General features: G+C 64.7%; 17 protein-coding genes. 4 read left to right on the plus strand and 13 right to left on the minus strand.

Annotation, left to right across the window (positions count from 1 at the left end; all coding sequences use genetic code 11):
- Window positions 1-614: 614 nt before the first annotated feature.
- The 3 genes from phbB to phaC all read right to left on the minus strand — a co-directional run bounded on the left by phbB (window position 615) and on the right by phaC (window position 4,610).
- The gene (phbB, locus tag GPT34_RS15900; protein ID WP_291014531.1) at window positions 615-1,352 is read right to left on the minus strand and encodes an acetoacetyl-CoA reductase; all 738 of its coding nucleotides are present in this window, start codon (window positions 1,350-1,352) and stop codon (window positions 615-617) included.
- A 104-nt stretch (window positions 1,353-1,456) separates the two neighbouring features.
- Window positions 1,457-2,635, minus strand: a complete 1,179-nt coding sequence (locus GPT34_RS15905) for an acetyl-CoA C-acetyltransferase (protein ID WP_291014533.1) — start codon at window positions 2,633-2,635, stop codon at window positions 1,457-1,459.
- Between the two features lie 136 nt (window positions 2,636-2,771).
- Entirely contained in the window at window positions 2,772-4,610 is a 1,839-nt protein-coding gene (gene phaC / locus GPT34_RS15910) for a class I poly(R)-hydroxyalkanoic acid synthase (RefSeq protein WP_291014536.1), read from the minus strand.
- 126 nt (window positions 4,611-4,736) lie between these two features.
- On the opposite strand from phaC, the gene GPT34_RS15915 reads away from it, so the two are divergent.
- Entirely contained in the window at window positions 4,737-5,054 is a 318-nt protein-coding gene (locus tag GPT34_RS15915; RefSeq protein WP_291014539.1) for a hypothetical protein, read from the plus strand.
- Here GPT34_RS15915 and pgeF read toward each other — a convergent pair.
- The 5 genes from pgeF to GPT34_RS15940 all read right to left on the minus strand — a co-directional run bounded on the left by pgeF (window position 4,971) and on the right by GPT34_RS15940 (window position 8,874).
- On the minus strand, window positions 4,971-5,798 hold the full coding sequence (pgeF, locus tag GPT34_RS15920) for a peptidoglycan editing factor PgeF (protein ID WP_291014542.1): 828 nt from the start codon (window positions 5,796-5,798) through the stop codon (window positions 4,971-4,973). The genes GPT34_RS15915 and pgeF overlap by 84 nt on opposite strands.
- Window positions 5,785-6,426, minus strand: a complete 642-nt coding sequence (gene maiA, locus GPT34_RS15925) for a maleylacetoacetate isomerase (protein WP_291014543.1) — start codon at window positions 6,424-6,426, stop codon at window positions 5,785-5,787. Before maiA ends, pgeF begins: the two co-directional genes overlap by 14 nt.
- Before the next feature lie 94 nt (window positions 6,427-6,520).
- A complete protein-coding gene (locus GPT34_RS15930; protein WP_291014544.1) occupies window positions 6,521-7,108 on the minus strand; it encodes a rhomboid family intramembrane serine protease in 588 nt (195 codons plus the stop codon).
- 123 nt (window positions 7,109-7,231) lie between these two features.
- Window positions 7,232-7,441 carry a hypothetical protein gene (locus GPT34_RS15935; RefSeq protein WP_291014547.1) on the minus strand — a complete coding sequence of 70 codons (210 nt, stop codon included), beginning with the start codon at window positions 7,439-7,441 and terminating at the stop codon, window positions 7,232-7,234.
- A 41-nt stretch (window positions 7,442-7,482) separates the two neighbouring features.
- Window positions 7,483-8,874 (minus strand): phospholipase D-like domain-containing protein, encoded by a 1,392-nt coding sequence (locus GPT34_RS15940; protein WP_291014549.1) that lies wholly within the window; start codon window positions 8,872-8,874, stop codon window positions 7,483-7,485.
- Window positions 8,875-9,165: 291 nt separating this feature from the next.
- On the opposite strand from GPT34_RS15940, the gene GPT34_RS15945 reads away from it, so the two are divergent.
- A complete protein-coding gene (locus GPT34_RS15945; RefSeq protein ID WP_291014551.1) occupies window positions 9,166-9,639 on the plus strand; it encodes a hypothetical protein in 474 nt (157 codons plus the stop codon).
- Window positions 9,640-9,910: 271 nt separating this feature from the next.
- Entirely contained in the window at window positions 9,911-10,450 is a 540-nt protein-coding gene (locus GPT34_RS15950) for a DUF1345 domain-containing protein (RefSeq protein WP_291014553.1), read from the plus strand.
- Between the two features lie 19 nt (window positions 10,451-10,469).
- On the opposite strand, the gene GPT34_RS15955 is transcribed toward GPT34_RS15950, so the two are convergent.
- The gene (locus tag GPT34_RS15955; RefSeq protein WP_291014555.1) at window positions 10,470-11,186 is read right to left on the minus strand and encodes a cupin domain-containing protein; all 717 of its coding nucleotides are present in this window, start codon (window positions 11,184-11,186) and stop codon (window positions 10,470-10,472) included.
- A gap of 115 nt (window positions 11,187-11,301) precedes the next feature.
- On the opposite strand from GPT34_RS15955, the gene GPT34_RS15960 reads away from it, so the two are divergent.
- Window positions 11,302-12,639 carry a hypothetical protein gene (locus tag GPT34_RS15960; RefSeq protein ID WP_291014557.1) on the plus strand — a complete coding sequence of 446 codons (1,338 nt, stop codon included), beginning with the start codon at window positions 11,302-11,304 and terminating at the stop codon, window positions 12,637-12,639.
- Here the strand turns inward: GPT34_RS15960 and GPT34_RS15965 are convergent.
- From GPT34_RS15965 to pdhA, 4 genes are read right to left on the minus strand one after another with little or no spacing between them, the layout of a single operon-like run.
- Window positions 12,636-12,872, minus strand: coding sequence for an acyl carrier protein (locus GPT34_RS15965; RefSeq protein WP_291014559.1), 237 nt, complete (start codon window positions 12,870-12,872; stop codon window positions 12,636-12,638). The two genes, GPT34_RS15960 and GPT34_RS15965, sit on opposite strands and share 4 nt — an antisense overlap.
- Before the next feature lie 19 nt (window positions 12,873-12,891).
- Window positions 12,892-14,118 (minus strand): dihydrolipoamide acetyltransferase family protein, encoded by a 1,227-nt coding sequence (locus GPT34_RS15970; RefSeq protein WP_291014561.1) that lies wholly within the window; start codon window positions 14,116-14,118, stop codon window positions 12,892-12,894.
- A gap of 6 nt (window positions 14,119-14,124) precedes the next feature.
- Window positions 14,125-15,117 carry an alpha-ketoacid dehydrogenase subunit beta gene (locus GPT34_RS15975; RefSeq protein ID WP_291014563.1) on the minus strand — a complete coding sequence of 331 codons (993 nt, stop codon included), beginning with the start codon at window positions 15,115-15,117 and terminating at the stop codon, window positions 14,125-14,127.
- Complete coding sequence (gene pdhA, locus GPT34_RS15980; protein ID WP_291014565.1) at window positions 15,114-16,112, minus strand: pyruvate dehydrogenase (acetyl-transferring) E1 component subunit alpha; 999 nt, start codon at window positions 16,110-16,112, stop codon at window positions 15,114-15,116. The genes GPT34_RS15975 and pdhA overlap by 4 nt, the downstream gene beginning before the upstream one ends.
- Between the last annotated feature and the right edge of the window lie 88 nt (window positions 16,113-16,200).

Consider the following 16,200-nt stretch of genomic DNA (forward strand, 5'->3'; position numbering starts at 1 on the left):
GTGGCTCTCCGATTTCGTTTGCCCGTCTGTACCCGTGTCCATTTCCGCACCCGCGTGCGCAATCCCCGGATACCGTCCGGTTGTGTCGCCGCTGGCCCCTCCTGCGAGGGCTTCTGCTTCGTCAATGGTCATCGAGCTCCAGTCGTCCTACTCTCGTTTCTGCTTGTTCGGGCCTTCGGCGCTTACATCGCTGCTCGCGCCTACTATGCCCTCTGCTGACTTCTGACAGCGCATCCCGTCGCCTCTCGGCGCCGGTAGCCGCTTGGGGTCTCCCCCAGTTGGCACCCTGTCAGATCTCCCCGGGTATTGCGCACCCACCTTCACGCTTATGCCTGTCGGATCTACGCCGCATCGTTCCGTGCAAGTTTCGGGCTTCGATGATTTTGGACATCTCACCCCGATGCGTCGCCTCATATCCGCTTCCTGTTCGTCAGGCCAGCGCTTTGCCATCCGGCTTCCTTCAGACTCGCGGTCACCCGCGAAACCCTTGCCTTCGGCTAACTCTTCCCCTTGCCGGGCGAGTAGAGGACTTTCACCTCCAAGTAGGTGCGCCCTGCCGGGCGCACCAAAAAAAAGCCCGCTGGGTAGCGGGCTCGTGGCAAGACGCGGGGAGATCACCCCATGTGCAGACCACCGTTCACCGAGAAATCAGCGCCAGTAGCGTAGCCGCCCTCTTCCGAAGCGAGCCAGGCGATGATGGAGGCGATCTCGCTGGGCTTGCCCAGGCGCTTGACGGGGACCGTGGCCACGATTTTCTCCAGCACATCGGGGCGAATGGCATTAACCATGTCGGTGCCGATGTAGCCCGGGCTCACAGTGTTGACCGTCACGCCCTTGGTGGCCATCTCCTGGGCCAGGGCCATCGAGAAGCCATGCATGCCAGCCTTGGCAGCAGAGTAGTTGGTCTGGCCAGCCTGGCCTTTTTCGCCGTTGACCGAGCTGATGTTGATGATGCGGCCCCAGCCCTTTTCCACCATGTCGGCCACAACCTGTTTGGTCACGTTGAACATGGAGTCCAGGTTGGTGTTCATCACCGCGCTCCAGTCTTCTCGCGACATCTTGAGGAACATGCGGTCCTTGGTGATGCCGGCGTTGTTGACCAGCACGTCGATGCTGCCGTGCTCGGCCTTGGTCTTGGAGAACGCCTCCACGGTGGAATCCCAGTCACCCACGTTGCCGACCGAGGCATAAAACGTGTAGCCCAGAGCTTTCTGCTCGTCCAGCCACTTCTTGAAATCGCGCGTCGGGCCGCAGCCGGCGACGACGGTGAAGCCTTCCTTGTGCAGCCGCTGGCAGATCGCGGTTCCGATGCCGCCCATGCCGCCGGTGACATACGCTACTTTTTGACTCATTCTCTTGCTCCTCTGGGGTGGCCTTGTCGACCATTGGTGATGAAGGGATTTCCTGTCACGCCCGTGGACCACACGGATGACACAGGAATCAATTTAGCTGCGATTCAGCGTTCGACTGCGAGGGAAACCCCCATGCCACCGCCGATGCACAGCGCGGCGAGGCCCTTGCGCACGTCACGGCGCTGCATTTCGTGCAGCAGCGTGACCAGGATGCGGCAACCCGACGCGCCGATCGGGTGGCCGATGGCGATGGCGCCACCATTGACGTTGACCTTGTTCGGATCGATCTCCAGCACCTTGTTAACTGCGCAGGCCTGGGCCGCGAAGGCTTCGTTGAGCTCAAACAGGTCCACATCGGCGGCCTTCCAGCCCGCGCGCGCCAGCGCTTTCTGCGAAGCGGGCACCGGGCCCATGCCCATGGTGGCTGGGTCCAGACCGCTGGTGCCAAACGCAGCAATGCGCGCCAGGGGTTTCAGGCCCAGTGCAGCGGCTTTCTTGGCGCTCATGACCATGACGGCAGCGGCGCCATCGTTGATGCCCGAAGCATTGCCTGCGGTCACCGTACCAGCCTTGTCGAAGGCGGGACGCAGACCCGCCAGCACGTCGGCACTGGTCTTCTTGTTGATGAATTCATCGCTGTTGAAGATGATCGGATCGCCCTTTCGCTGGGGAATGGCTACATCGACAATTTCGTCCTTGAACTTGCCCGCCTCCTGAGCGGCCAGGGCTTTCTGCTGGCTGCCCAGCGCAAGCGCGTCCTGCATGTCGCGCGTGATCTCGTGGGCCTTGGCCACGTTCTCAGCGGTGATGCCCATGTGGTACTGGTTGTAGACGTCCCACAGACCGTCAACGATCATGGTGTCGATCAACTTCCAGTCGCCCATGCGCTGGCCGTCGCGGGAGTTGTTCAACACGTGCGGGCTGGCGCTCATGTTTTCCTGGCCACCGGCGATCACGATCTCGCTGTCGCCCCAGGCCACAGCCTGCGCGGCCAGCATCACGGCCTTGAGGCCGGAGCCACACACGGCATTGATGGTGAGCGCCGGCGTCTCCTTGGCCACCCCGGCCTTCATCATGGCCTGACGGGCCGGGTTCTGGCCCACGCCCGCGGCCAGCACCTGGCCCATGATCACTTCACCGATGGCGTCGGCCGGCAAGCCGGTGCGCTCGAGCAACGCCTTGATCACGATACTGCCCAGCTCTGTGGCGGGCACCTTGGCGATGGATCCGCCGAACTTGCCCACACCGGTGCGGGCGGCTGAAACGATGACGATGTCTTCCATGTTGTCTCCTTGTCAAATTAAGAAAATTGTGCGGGAGCGCACGAAGCGCCTTGACTCAGAACGCCGCGCAACCGGCTCTGCAGGGCTGCCAGCGTTGTCCCCTTGAGGGGGCCGCGCGAAGCGCGGCGGGGGTAATTCACGCTTTTGCCTTGACGTAGCGGCCTGGTGCTGGCTCGATCGCGGGATAGGTCTTGCCCTTGCCATAGCTCTTGGGTGCGGCGATCTGCTTGCCCGCCAGCGGTTTGAGCCAGTCGGCCCAGTCGGTCCACCAGCTGCCTTTGTGTTCGGTCGCGCTGGCAATCCAGTCGTTCACATCGGCAGGGAATTTGTTGGCAGGGCCGGTCCAGTGGCTGCGCTTGCCCGAGGCGGGTGGGTTGATCACGCCCGCAATGTGGCCTGAAGCCCCCATCACAAAACGCTTCTTGCCCGGAAACACCTGAGTGCTGGCGTAGGCGCCACCGATGGGCACGATGTGGTCCTCGCGCGAGCCGTAGAGGTACACCGGAATCTTGACCTTGCGAAAGTCGATCTTCTCGCCGCAGACCTTGGCTTTGCCGGGCTTGACCAGGTTGTTTTCCAGGTAGGTCTGACGCAGGTACCAGGCGTAGTAAGGGCCCGGCAGGTTGGTCGCATCCGAGTTCCAGTACAGCAGGTCAAATGGGGGGGGTGACTCGCCCTTGAGGTAGTTACCCACCACGTAGTTCCACACCAGGTCGTTCGGTCGCAGAAAGCTGAAGGTGGTGGCGAGGTCGCGTCCTGGCATCAGGCCGCCTTCAGCGAACTGCATCTCCCGGTACTTGACGAAGTTCTCGTCGATGAACACGTCGAGGATGCCGGTGTCTGTGAAGTCGATCAGTGTGGTGAGGAAGGTCGCGCTGTGCACCGGCTCCTCGCCGCGCGCGGCCAGCACGGCCAGCGCGTTGCTCAGCATGGTTCCGCCGACGCAGAAGCCCAGGGCGTTGATGGTCTCAGCGCCAGTGATGTCCTGCGTGACCTTGATGGCTTCAATGACCGCGTCTTCGATGTAGTTGTCCCAGGTCTTGTCGGCCAGCGATTCGTCGGGGTTACGCCAGCTCACCACAAAGGTGCGGTGGCCCTGCTCCACGCTGTAGCGGATCAACGAATTGCTCGGCTGCAGGTCCAGGATGTAGAACTTGTTGATGCAGGGCGGCACCAGCAGGAACGGACGCTCGTAGACCTTGGCGGTCAGCGGCTTGTATTCGATCAGCTGGAACAGCTCGTTTTCAAACACCACGGCGCCTTCGGTGGTGGCCACATTCTTGCCGACCTCGAACACGCTTTCGTCGGTCATGGACACATGGCCCTGCTTCATGTCGTGCAGCAGGTTGGCCACGCCCTGGGCGATGCTCTCGCCCTGGGTGTCGATGGCTTTTTTCTGCGCTTCGGCGTTGAAGGCGAGAAAGTTGCTCGGCGAGCTGGCATCGATCCACTGCTGCACCGCGAAGCGCACGCGGCTGCGCGTCTTGGCGTCGCCCTGCACCGCTTCGGCCATCGCCATCAGGGTGCGGGCGTTGAGCAGGTAGGTCGCGGCCGAAAACGCCGACACCGGGTTGTGGCTCCAGGCTTCACCGGCGAAACGGCGATCGCCGGTGGGCTTGGCATCCATGCCCTGGTTCCAGAGCGCGCCCACTTCCTTGAGGTAATTGCTCTGGATTTCCATCAGCCGTGTCGGGTCGAAAGTCACCGGATGCCCGGCCACCTGGGTGAACAGGTGACCCATGTTGCCCATGCCGGTGCTGGCGTCAGGCATAGGCATCGCGAACGGGTTGGCGCCACTGCCCTGGGGCATGAAGGCTTTGAACGCAGCCCAGGGATCGGCTGCGGCAACGCCAGGCGCCTGGCCGACCGCGCCGGGGAAGGCCTGGGCTGCCTGTGTCCACTGCGCAACCAGGTTCTGCTGAAACTGTTGCGCAGCTTCCAGCCAGGGTTGCTCGGGGGTTTTTCCAGATGTCATGCCTGTCTCCAATGCCTTTTTGATCGCTTTATTATGGGACCCCACGGTGGAGTTCCGGGTTTACCCGAGTGTCAATGGCGCGGCTTCCAGCAAGCTGACGCGACCACCTCGCTTGAAAGGCTCGCTGTGTATCTGGTGGTGATCGGTTGGTTGTACGTGGTGCTCATGATGGCGGTGGCCGAAGGGTCGAACACCACCGGCACCGTGCTCGGAGCCATTGTGACGTTTATTCTGTACGGGCTGCTGCCCGTGTCACTCGTGGTTTACCTGATGCGCACGCCACAACGCCGCAAGGAAAACAAGGCTCGCGAAGCGGCCGAAGACCAGCTGCGCCGCGCCGCGGCCGAGACCTCAGCAGCCTCAGGCGATCCAGATACAGGCAGCCATGCGCCCGCTGCTGCCGAGCCGGCCAGCATCACGCCGGTGGGAAAAGAAGGTGGCTGACTGACTGACGGTGCACCAAGGGTCGCTGCCGTCGTTGCCGTACACGGTTGAGATGCCCAGCGCGCGCAAACGCCGCCGCGCCAGCGCCGGCAGGTCGGCCAAGTACTTGCCTCCGGGCTGATCCACAAAACACGCAACGGCACCCGGATCAGTGGCGACAAACGCCTCGCGCACTTCAGGGCCCACCTCAAACGCAGTCGGCCCGATGCAGGGCCCCAGCCAGACCAGGGTGTCGGCCGCCACGGTGTCGCGGGTGGCGAGCGCATCGGCGCGCTGAGCCGCCTGCACCAGCGCATCAAAGCTGGCCTCCAGCACCCCCCGGCCTGCCTCACCCAGCAGCCCGCGCCAGCCCGCATGCGCCGCAGCCACCACAGGCCGATCCTTCAGGGCGAACAAAACCGGCAGGCAGTCGGCCACCATGACGGTGCAGGCAACACCTCGGGCCTCAGTGAGGCAGCCGTCGGCCACCGTGGCGTCGGGCGTGTGAGCGTCGATCGCTGCCACCTCGGTGCCGTGCACCTGATGGAGAAACACCGGTCTGGCCTGAAGCGCATCGGCTAACGCTGCCCGGTTGGCTGCGACCGCGGCCGGCTCGTCTCCGACGTGATCACCCAAATTCAGACTATCAAAGGGCGGCAAGGAGCTGCCGCCGGCGCGCGAGGTGAAGAGCGCGTGCACCCCGTACGGTGCTGGCCAGTCTGGCCGCAGCAGGCCAGGTAGGCGGGACGCCTCAGGCTTCGGCATCCGGACAGGCCGAAGGGTGTGCCGCCTGGAACGCGGGCAAGGCCATGCAGGCCTCGTGAGCCGCCATGGTGCGCGGCAGGCCGTCCAGCGGCGTGTTGAAGCGCTGGGCGTTGTAGATCTGCGGCACCAGACAACAGTCGGCCAATGTGGGCGCATCGCCGTGGCAGAAACGGCTCACAGGCTCCTGGGCCAGCTGGCGCTCGAAAGCCTCCAGCCCGCTGCGTACCCAGTGGCGGTACCAGGTGTTCTTGGCGTCCTCGTCCACCTTCAGCTCGCGCACCAAGTACTTGAGCACACGCAGGTTGTTGATCGGGTGGATTTCGCAGGCGATCGACTGCGCCAGCGCGCGCACCCGGGCACGGCCCAGCGCGTCGGCCGGCAGCAGCGCTGGCGTGGGGTGCTGTTCGTCGAGAAACTCGATGATGGCCATGGACTGCGACAACCGCGTGCCGTCGTCAAGCTCCAGCACCGGCACCAGACCATCCGCCGCGATATCGGCATAACCCGGCTGCTTGTGCTCACCCTTGGCCAGGTGAATTGGCAGGTACTCGTAGGGCAGGCCTTTCAAGCCCAGTGCGATGCGCACGCGAAACGAGGCTGACGAACGGAAGTAGTTGTATAGCTTCATGGTTGGCAAGGATAAACCGTGCGTTGGATGAGCCATCCCTGGAATCGGCGGACACAAAGTACGTTTGAAGTGCGCACCGTGTCGGGCAGCTCCCTCAATAGCGCGGGCCGAAGGGAATCTGCCCGCGCCAGTACCGCATCACCAGCCAGCCGCCCAGCAGCCCACCCAGGTGCGCGAAATGGGCCACCCCGCTGGCGCTGCCGGTGACGCCCAGCGTCAACTCGATGAAGCCGTAAAGCGCCACGAAAACGGGTGCAGGCATGGGAATGGGAGGTAGCAGCGGCATGATGGTGCGGCGCGGGAAGACCATGGCAAAACCGATCAGTAGGCCGAACAGGCCGCCCGAGGCGCCGACCGTCGGTACGCCGCTACCCATCACCGCGCTCACCAGCAGCTGCGATGCGCCCGCCACCAACGCGCTGACGCCAAAAAAAGCGCCCAGTCGACGCGAGCCCCAGACCCGCTCAAGCTCACCGCCAAAGAGCCATACGCCGTACATGTTGAAGGCCAGGTGCGTCAGCCCACCGTGAAGAAAGGCGTAGCTTCCCAGCTGCCACGGCATAAACAGTCCCGTGCTCAGCGGCCACAAGGCGAACCACTGGATGAGCAGGTCGCCAAACCATTGCTGGGCGAAAAATGCCAGTACGTTGACGACGATGAGCGCTTGTGTCAGCGGGGGCATGGAGGTTTCTCGTTGGATGCAAAGGAAATGGGCGGACCACACCGAGGCGGTATGGTTCCTGAAGTGATGACAATTGTGGAGCGTAGGGCCGCCTTCGCTTATGACGTGCTGAAACGCTCCTGCTCACCGCGGGCCGCCATCACTCCGCTCGGCTACCAGTGACGATGGCGTCAACCAACCGCCGACTGGTAAAAACACCGCCACCGCCACCGCCACCGCCACCGGGAGCATGTAGCTGCTGAGTACAACCTTCGTGCTGAGCGGAGCAACGGCCAGTGCTGCCGCGGTCGCCGGAACTGCTGTGTTGAGGAAAATGGCGTCGAGCGACTCCATGAAGAACGCCTGAGCGACCGGCGATGTGCATCGTGCCGTGCTCATAGCTGAAACCCCGTCCAGAGCAGCAGCCCTTCGAGGGTATCGCGCAAGAGACCCGGCGGTTGTGCTGAAAACGGCTTGGCGTCGGCGCGCTCGCTGTCGAACCAGGACTGGAATTGGCCCACATCGGTCTCCAGGTGAAACGCGAACATCAACTCGTAATTGATGAACAGGCTTCTGCTGTCCAGGTTGGCTGAACCGGCCAGCGCAAGGCTCTCGTCAACCACCACCAGCTTGCCGTGCAGCATGCCTTTTGTCAGCCAGATCTGTCCACCCGCCTGTGCCAGGGCGCGCAGGGCTCGGCCGCGCGCAAAGTCGGACAACCGGTGATTGGAACGCGCCGGCAGCAGCAGGTCCACCCGCACGCCGCGCCGGGCCGCCATGCACAAGGCCATCAGCAAAGCGGCGTCCGGCACGAAATAAGGCGTGGCCAGGGACATGCGGCGCTGCGCCCGGTATGCGGCGGATACCAGCAAGGCGTGCACGGTGTCGTCCGCCTGGTCTGGTCCGGATGCGACCAGCTGCGCACCATCGGCTTGCTGCACTGCCCCGACCGTCGCGAAGCTTTGCGTCAGCGAATCTGGTGGCAGACCCCGAGCAAAGCGCCAGTCGTGCTCGAACAGCGCGACGGCCTGGCCGATCACGGGTCCGCCCAACTCGAAGCTCAGATCGCGCCAGGGCATTGCGCCCGGCAAACCCTGGAAATACTCGGCCGCCAGATTGCGTCCCCCGCTCCACAGGCGGCCGTCGTACTCGTCCGCGTCAACCAGCACCAGCTTGCGGTGGTCGCGCAAATTGGTACGACCCTTCAGCGGCGAGCGCAGCGGTGACACGAACAGAGCGAATGTACCGCCGGCATCGAGCAGTCGCTGCAAATCGGGTGGCCTTCTCATCAGGCTGCCCATGCCATCCAGCAGAAGTCGCACGCGCACACCGGCGCGCGCGCGCTCGCACAGATGATTCACAACAGCTTCGCCCAGGGGATCGCGTGCCAGGATGAAAGTGCACACGTCGATTGACTTGCGCGCGCTGGCCAGCAGGCTCAACAAAGCGTTCTGCGCGGCCTCGCCGCCTGCGTGCACCTGCAGATCGGTGTAGGCAGCGGGAGCCGGCTGGCCCAGCGCCACAAGGGTGTCGATCGCCCAATGCTGCAGATTGCCCACACTCATCGGCTCAGCCAGGTGTTGTGCACCTGGCCTGGGCAGTTTGCGCGAGCCGAATATGAGGTAAGCGGGCAAGGCCAAGTAGGGCACGAGCAAGATGAACAGCATCCAGGCGATGGCTGCGCTGGGCTGACGGCGCTGCTGCATCACATGCGAATGAACCACATAGACCAAGGACGCAATGGCCATCACAAGGCCGTGCGCAGTGAGCCAGTGGAAAAAATTCATGGGCTGCGTCCGGAAGTACCCTGCGGCAGATCTGCTGCAGGCTGTTGCTGCAACCTGCCGCAGGGCCTTGGTCCCGGTCCAGCCAACAAAGCCCGATTGCTTCAGGGTGCGATGCCACTGTACCTCGTGGCCTGAATCGGACCTGAGCATGCCGGGCGCCCGTGTCGCTCTTCAAGGACTTAAATCCGGCCTAAGTATTCAGAGTCACCATTGCGAGGAACGCATGTCCAAGCTAGCGTTTGACGCCGCAACGAGCGCTCATGGCGCAACTCGGTGCGAGAAAGGCTCCCGATGACCACCGATTCAGATTCCAGGTTTCCTTTGGCGCACATCCCCGATGCTTCCACTTCCGATCGTTCGGTGGCGCGCCTGGTTGGTGAGGTGTATTCGGGAGCGCCTGTCACCGAGCGCAAGCGGCTGCTGGAATACCTGCTCCCGTCTGCGGGCGTGCTGGCCCTGGTCGCGGTGGCTGACGGCGTCTTTGCGCGGATCCGATTTCGACCCGACTGGACACAGGTGCATGTGCGCCTGGAAGATGCCGGGCAGGTGCAGGCAGGTGACATCACTGCGCTGGTCGAACGTCTGCAGCAGGCAAGTGTCGAATCGCTGGATGGATTGGCCCAGCTGGTGACTGCGTCGCCCCTCCTGGCGAGTTCGGCTGCCGCTGCGCTGCTGGTGTCCTTGCTGGTGCAGCGCAGGCGTGCCCGGCAGGCCGACGAGGATGACGAGGCTGGCACGGGGCCTGACGCACCATCGCCTCGTTGACGCGGCCGATCTTCGCCCGCCGCCGGTTGACGCGGGTCGGGGGCTCGAACCCTCCGCAAGGCAAAGGCTGCATAAGTCAAGCGCCGAGCTGGCCCCGTCCTCTCGTTGACCACCTGCAGATTCGGCTTGCCGACCAATGATCCAGCTGCCGCAGATCCGCGTGAGCCGCTAGCTGCGCCAGCTTGACCCAGGTCTCATCACCGGCGCCGACGACGACGATCCGAGCGGCATTGCCACCTATTCGCAGGCGGGTGCGCAGTTCGGCTACTCGATGCTCTGGACGGTGGTGTTCACGCTGCCGCTCAACCTGTTTCTGATCGGAGCCATGATGCTGCGCGCCGACCACGACCACCTCTACCGTGCCGCGCTGGCCCAGGCCGAAAACGAGGCCACGGTCCTCGGGCTGGTGGTGGTGGCCTCCATCGCCACTCTGGTGGGCGTGGTACTCGAGCTCTCTGCGGTCAAGGTCCCCGGCGCCCGGCACGCCATGCCCCATGTGCTGTTCGCGTTGAGCACCGTGACGGGCGGCTGGCTGGTGTTGCCCACGCTGTTCATTCAGACTTATGCAAGCGAGTACCACAGGAGCGAGGGTGAAGGTCTTCGGTTTCCTGATCGCGACCCGGCATTCCGGCCCAGCTACAGCGACTTCCTGTATTTTGCTTTCACCGTCGCAGTCGCCTCGCAGACCGCCGACGTGAGCGTGACCTCCCCCAGCTTGCGCCGTCTGGTTCTGCTGCAATCAGTGCTGTCGTTTGCCTTCAATGCGGCCGTGCTAGCGCTCACCATCAACATCGCCGCCAGCCTGTTCTGAAGGCAGCCTAGGCGATGGCTCAAGGGGTGAGCATCGGCGCACCCAGGTGACCCACCTTCACATAGATCAGAGCACCTTCTTCCGCGGTGAACGGCGTGTGCTGGCTCCAGCGCGGGCTGCGCAGCCAGCTGTGGCGCGGGTAACTGCCGTGCTCATCGCGAAACACGCCGTCCAGCACAAAAATTTCCTCGCCCCCGGGGTGCCGGTGGGTGTTGAAACGGGTGTTTGGCGCCCAGCGAACCAGGGCGGTGCTGATGCCGTGGTGCTCGTGCAGCGGCATCACCGACAGACCCGGTACCAGCCCCTGGCGCCAGGGCGTCTGGCGGGTGTCGATGCGCACGGTTTCGTTGTCGCCCGGTCCAAACTGCCAGAGCTTGACCAGCAGGAGACAGCCGTCTGCCGAAAAAGGTGCGTGAGACGAGCCGGGCGGGTTGCGCAGGTAGCTGCCCGCGGGGTAATCGCCGAGCTCGTCTGAAAATGTACCTTCAAGCACCAGAATTTCTTCGCCGCCACCGTGCACATGGGTTTCAAAGCGCGAGCCCGCGGCGTAGCGAACCACGCTGGTGGCGCGCGCCACTTCGGCGCCCACCCGGTCCAGCATACGGCGCTCGATGCCTGCAGCGGGGGAGCCCCACCAGGTTGCCTCCCGCGCGTGCATCACGGCCCTCTGCTCCAGGTCGCTGTTGACAGCATGCGGAAAGTGAAGCGGCGAGGGGGCGATGGATGTGATGGGCATGCCCGATTGTGGCTAGAACTGCGTGAGTCTGCCGATGGTCGATGCCATGTCCCCGACGCGCTGCCAGGCCCGTGGCTCGCTATGCTCGCACCCGCCCGGCGCGAGACAATGGCTCATGTCTACCGCACCGCCTGCCCAGCCGAACACCACCCCGGCCTGGGCCGAGAGCGTGTATCAGCGCCTGGCCGATGACGACGACGGCCGGGTCTGCAAGGCGATTTCGGACGACGCCTGCCGCGAGACGCCGGGCAACTTCATGCGGCTGTTGGCAGCCAACACGATGAGTACCTTGGCCGACAGCGTGGCCAGCGCCAAGACCACCCTGCCCTGGCTGCTGCTGCACCTGGGCGCGCCGGGCTGGACGGCCTCGCTGCTGGTGCCGATCCGAGAGTCGGGCTCGATGCTGCCGCAGCTGCTGATCGGCGCGATGGTGCGTTCACTGGCGGTGCGCAAGTGGATCTGGGTGCTGGGGGGCGCGGTCCAGGGCGCCTGCCTCGCGGCGCTGGCCACCGTGGCGCTCACACTGCAAGGCCTGAGCGCCGGCATCGCCATCGTGGCACTGCTCACGCTCTTCAGCCTGGCTAGAGGTGCCTGCTCCATCGCCTACAAGGATGTGCAGGGCAAGACCATTCCCAAGACCCGGCGCGGCGTGCTCTCAGGCTGGATCGGCTCGATCGCGGGTGCCCTGTCCATGGGTGTGGGTCTCGGGCTGGGTCTGCTGCCGGAGACCGGCTCGGCGAGTGTGTTTGCCGGCTTGCTGGCGGGTGGCGCGCTGCTGTGGGTGATTGCGGCCTGGTCGTTCTCGCGCATCGCCGAATTTCCAGGCGCCACCGATGGCGGGGTGAACGGCATGGCCGAAGCGCTGGGCAGGCTCGGCCTGCTGCGCGACGACGCGCCGTTTCGCCGCTTCGTGATCGCCCGCGCGCTGGCCATGGGCTCAGGGCTGGCAGCGCCGTTCTATGTGGCCCTGGCGCGCGATGCACTGGGCGAGACGGTTGCGCTCCTGGGCACCTTCATCTTGCTCGAAGGCCTGGCTGGCCTGCTGAGCTCACCAGTCTGGGGCCGTTGGTCAGACCGCTCCAGCCGCCAGGTGTTTGCCGCCGCCTCGGCACTGGCTGCGGTGCTGTCCATCGCAGTGGCCTTGGCAGCATGGAGCGGCCTGTCTGGCACCGCTGCCTTGATCGCTTATCCACTGGCTTTCTTTGGCTTGGGCGTGGCTCACGCGGGGGTGCGGCTGGGTCGCAAGACCTACCTGGTCGACATGTCAGGCGGCAACCGCCGCACCGACTACGTGGCGGTCAGCAACACAGTGATCGGTGGCCTGCTGCTGCTCACCGGCGCGCTCGGTGCGCTGGCCTCGCTGGTATCGGTGCCAGGTACGGTGCTGCTGCTGGGGTTGTGCGGGCTGCTGGGTGCGGCCATGAGCCTGCGCTGGGAAGAGGTGTCGGGCTAGCTCGAGAGATAGGCCTTCAAGCCCTTAAGGGTGAAGAGTTTGGGGTAATCGCTTTCAGGAATGGCCTGACCACTGCCCTGGCTCAGGCCGATGATGAAGTTCAAAAAGTCCATGGAGTCGAGATCCAGCGCCTCGCGCAGGTCTTCGGTATCGCCCACGGTGGAGAGATCGGCTTCAGGGGCGATGCCAGCCAGCACGCTTGCTGCGAGTTGTTGGATATCGGTGGCGTTCATAGGATGTTGTTTCCAGGTTTCAAAGGGCTTCGGGAGACTGCAGGGCTTGCTGCAACGCAGCCAGCAACTGTCCACCCAGGTGGCCATCGCTGGCGCGGTGGTCGGCCGCCAGCGTGGCCGTGACCAAGCTTCGCACCGCCAGATGGCCATCGACCACCCAGGGGCGCTGGAGGACGCGCCCCAGACCGATGATGGCCACCTGCGGCGGATAAATCACGCCCAAGACGCTCTCGGCACCTCGGTCACCCAGGCTGGTCACGGTGACGGTGGGGTCGGTCAGCTCCGAGCTGCGCAGTCCGCCAGCCCTTGCGCGCTGCACGAGGTCGCGCAGGGCGAGCATCAGTTCGGGCAGGGTCTTGAGATCGACATCGTGAATCGCGGGCGCCACCAGACCACCGCCGCGCAGCGCAATGGCCCATCCGATGTGGATGCCCTCACCCGGCTGGAACGCATTCTGTTCGTAAAACCCGTTGAGCTGTGGCACCGCCTTGAGGGCCAGGGCGGCGGCCTTGAGCAGCAGCACCGCACTCAGCAACCGTTGTTCAGGAGGATGCTCCTGGTTCCAGGCCTCCAGCCATTCCCTGGCCGCCGTGAAGTCCACCGTTTCGCTCAGGTAGTAATGCGGAATCTCTCGCTTGGACCGACTCATGGCGGCAGCGATCGCCTGGCGCATCTGCGCCGTATCGAAGCCGGCCGTCCTGGCGCGCGGCAGCGGTGCGCTCGCCGGCACGCTGGGCGGATTCGCCGCGCGACCTGAACCTGCGCGCTCCACATCGGCGATGGTGACCGCGCCCCCCACTCCCGTGCCACGCAGCGTTGAGAGGTCTAGCCCCATGTCCCGCGCGCGCCGCCGGGCGGCCGGGCTCACCCGCTGGCGATCGCCCTCGGCCGATCCTGCGGCCGGTCCGGTTTTCGCCATCGGCACCGCCACGGGCCGTGCAGGTGATGGGCCGATGTCTGGCGCAGGATGGACCTGCGCAGGGGGCTCCGCTGCCTTCGGCACCGCCCTTTCATCCGCGGGGTGCACCTGCGCCAGCACGGCGCCCACGGCCAATTCCTCATTGAGCCCGACCAGCTGATCGATCACACCATCAAGAAAGATTTCCACGTCGATGGCACCTTTGTGCGTTTCGACCACGGCCACCACGTCGCCCGACCTGACCCGGTCACCCGGCTTCACGAGCCACTCGACCACCTTGCCAGTTTCCATGTCGGCGCCAAGCGAGGGCATGAGGAATTCGGCCATGGCGTCCTACTCCGGCTTCACCAGACCGCGCGCAGCCGCCACGATGTCGGCGACCTGCGGCAGGGAGGCCTCTTCCATATGCGCCGCGTACGGCACAGGTACCTCGCGGGCGCAAACCCGCCTAACCGGGGCATCAAGCTCGTACAGCGCTTCCTCGGCCAGGCGAGCGGCGATCTCAGCCGAAATGGAGCCACTCTTCCAGCCCTCGTCCACGATCACGCAGCGGTGGGTTCGCGTCACCGACTCGATCACGGTCGCGGTGTCCAGTGGACGCAGCACGCGCAGGTCAATCACCTCGGCGCTGATGCCTTCCTGCTGCAGCGCACCAGCCGCCTCCAGGCACTTGGGCAGACTGTTGCCATAGGTGACCAGGCTCACGTCTGTACCAGGGCGACGCACCTTGGCGTGCTCGATATCGACCTGGGTCAGCGAAGTATCCAGCTCGCCTTCGACGTTGTAGAGCACCACGTGCTCGAAGATCAGCACCGGGTTGGGGTCGGCCAGTGCAGCAGCCAGCATGTAGCGGGCGTCGTCCACCGTGGCTGGCACCAGCACCTTGAGGCCCGGAATGTGCGCGTACCAGCCCTCCAGGCTGTGGGAGTGCTGCGCCGCGAGCTGGCGTCCACCACCCGTGGCCATGCGAATCACCACCGGCACCGCGAACTGTCCACCCGACATGTGCGACAGCGTGGCCGCGTTGTTCATGATCTGGTCCAGAGCCAGCAGGCTGAAGTTACAGGTCATGATCTCCACGATGGGACGCAAGCCCGCCACCGCCGCGCCGATGCCTGCGCCGGTGAACCCGTTCTCGGCCAGCGGCGTGTCCCGGATGCGGTCGGGGCCGAATTCTTCCAACAGCCCTTTGGTCACTGCGTAGCAGCCACCGTACTTGCCCACGTCCTCGCCCATCACGAAGCAGCGGGGATCGGCGGCCAAGGCATCGCGGATGGCCTGGCGGCAGGCTTCACGGTAGGTCATCTTGGTAGTGGTCGTGGTCATGAAGCCACCTCCTGCACCACCTTGTCCATCAGGACAAAGGTTTCCAGCTGGTCGACCGGCTCCAGCGTACCGGCCTCGGCGAACGCTGCCGCCGACTCGATCTCGGCCGCAATCTCGGCCGCGATGGCGGCTTCCTCGTCCGGCGTGATGCGCTGGTTGTCGACCATCCAGACCCGCAGCCTTTCGATCGGGTCGCGGTGCTTCCAGTCGTCGACCTCGTCACGGCTGCGATAGGCTTGGGTGTCGAACATCGAATGCGCACGAAACCGGTAGGTACGGCACTCGAGGAAGTACGGGCCCTGACCCGAACGGATGTGATGGACCGCCTGACGCGCTGCGGCTTCCATGCGCACAGGGTCCATCGCGTCCACCTGGGAACTGGCCATGCGGTAGGCCTCGGCCTTGCGATAGACGTCGGTCTGCGATTCAGCGTCGGCCAGCGGCACGCCCATGGCGTAGAGGTTGTTCTCGCAGACGAACAGCACGGGCAGCTTCCAGATCGCCGCCAGGTTCATGCTTTCGTGGAAAGCACCCTCAGCCACCGCGCCTTCGCCGAAGAAGCAGGCGGTCACGGCGCGGGGACGCAACTGCTGGTCAGCCATGGCAATACCGATTGCCAGCGGCAGCCCGCCCCCCACGATGGCGTTGCCACCAAAGAAGCGGTGCTCGCGATCGAAGATGTGCATGGAGCCACCGCGGCCACGGCAGCAACCCTCCACCTTGCCCAGCATCTCGGCCAGGATCCGATCCATTGGCACGCCACGCGCCAGCGCCTGACCGTGCTCGCGGTAGGTGGCCACAACCGCATCCTGCGGCTCAAGCGCGCTCATCACGCCCACAGCCACCGGCTCCTCACCGTCGTAGAGGTGCAGAAACCCGCGAATCTTCTGCGCTTGGTAAAGCTCGACGCATTTGGCTTCGAAGCGGCGGATGCGCAGCATCTCGCGGTAGAGCTGGTGCAGGTGGGCTCGGTCGAGGTGGATCTTGTCGCTCATGTCAGGGTCCTGTGAATCGGCAGGTCAGGTCTCTGGGAACACTTCGACGCACACAGCGGCGTAGCGTGGGGGTGAACGGGCCAGCCGC

The sequence above is a fragment of the Hydrogenophaga sp. genome (assembly GCF_011390835.1).
Lineage (GTDB): Bacteria > Pseudomonadota > Gammaproteobacteria > Burkholderiales > Burkholderiaceae_C > Hydrogenophaga.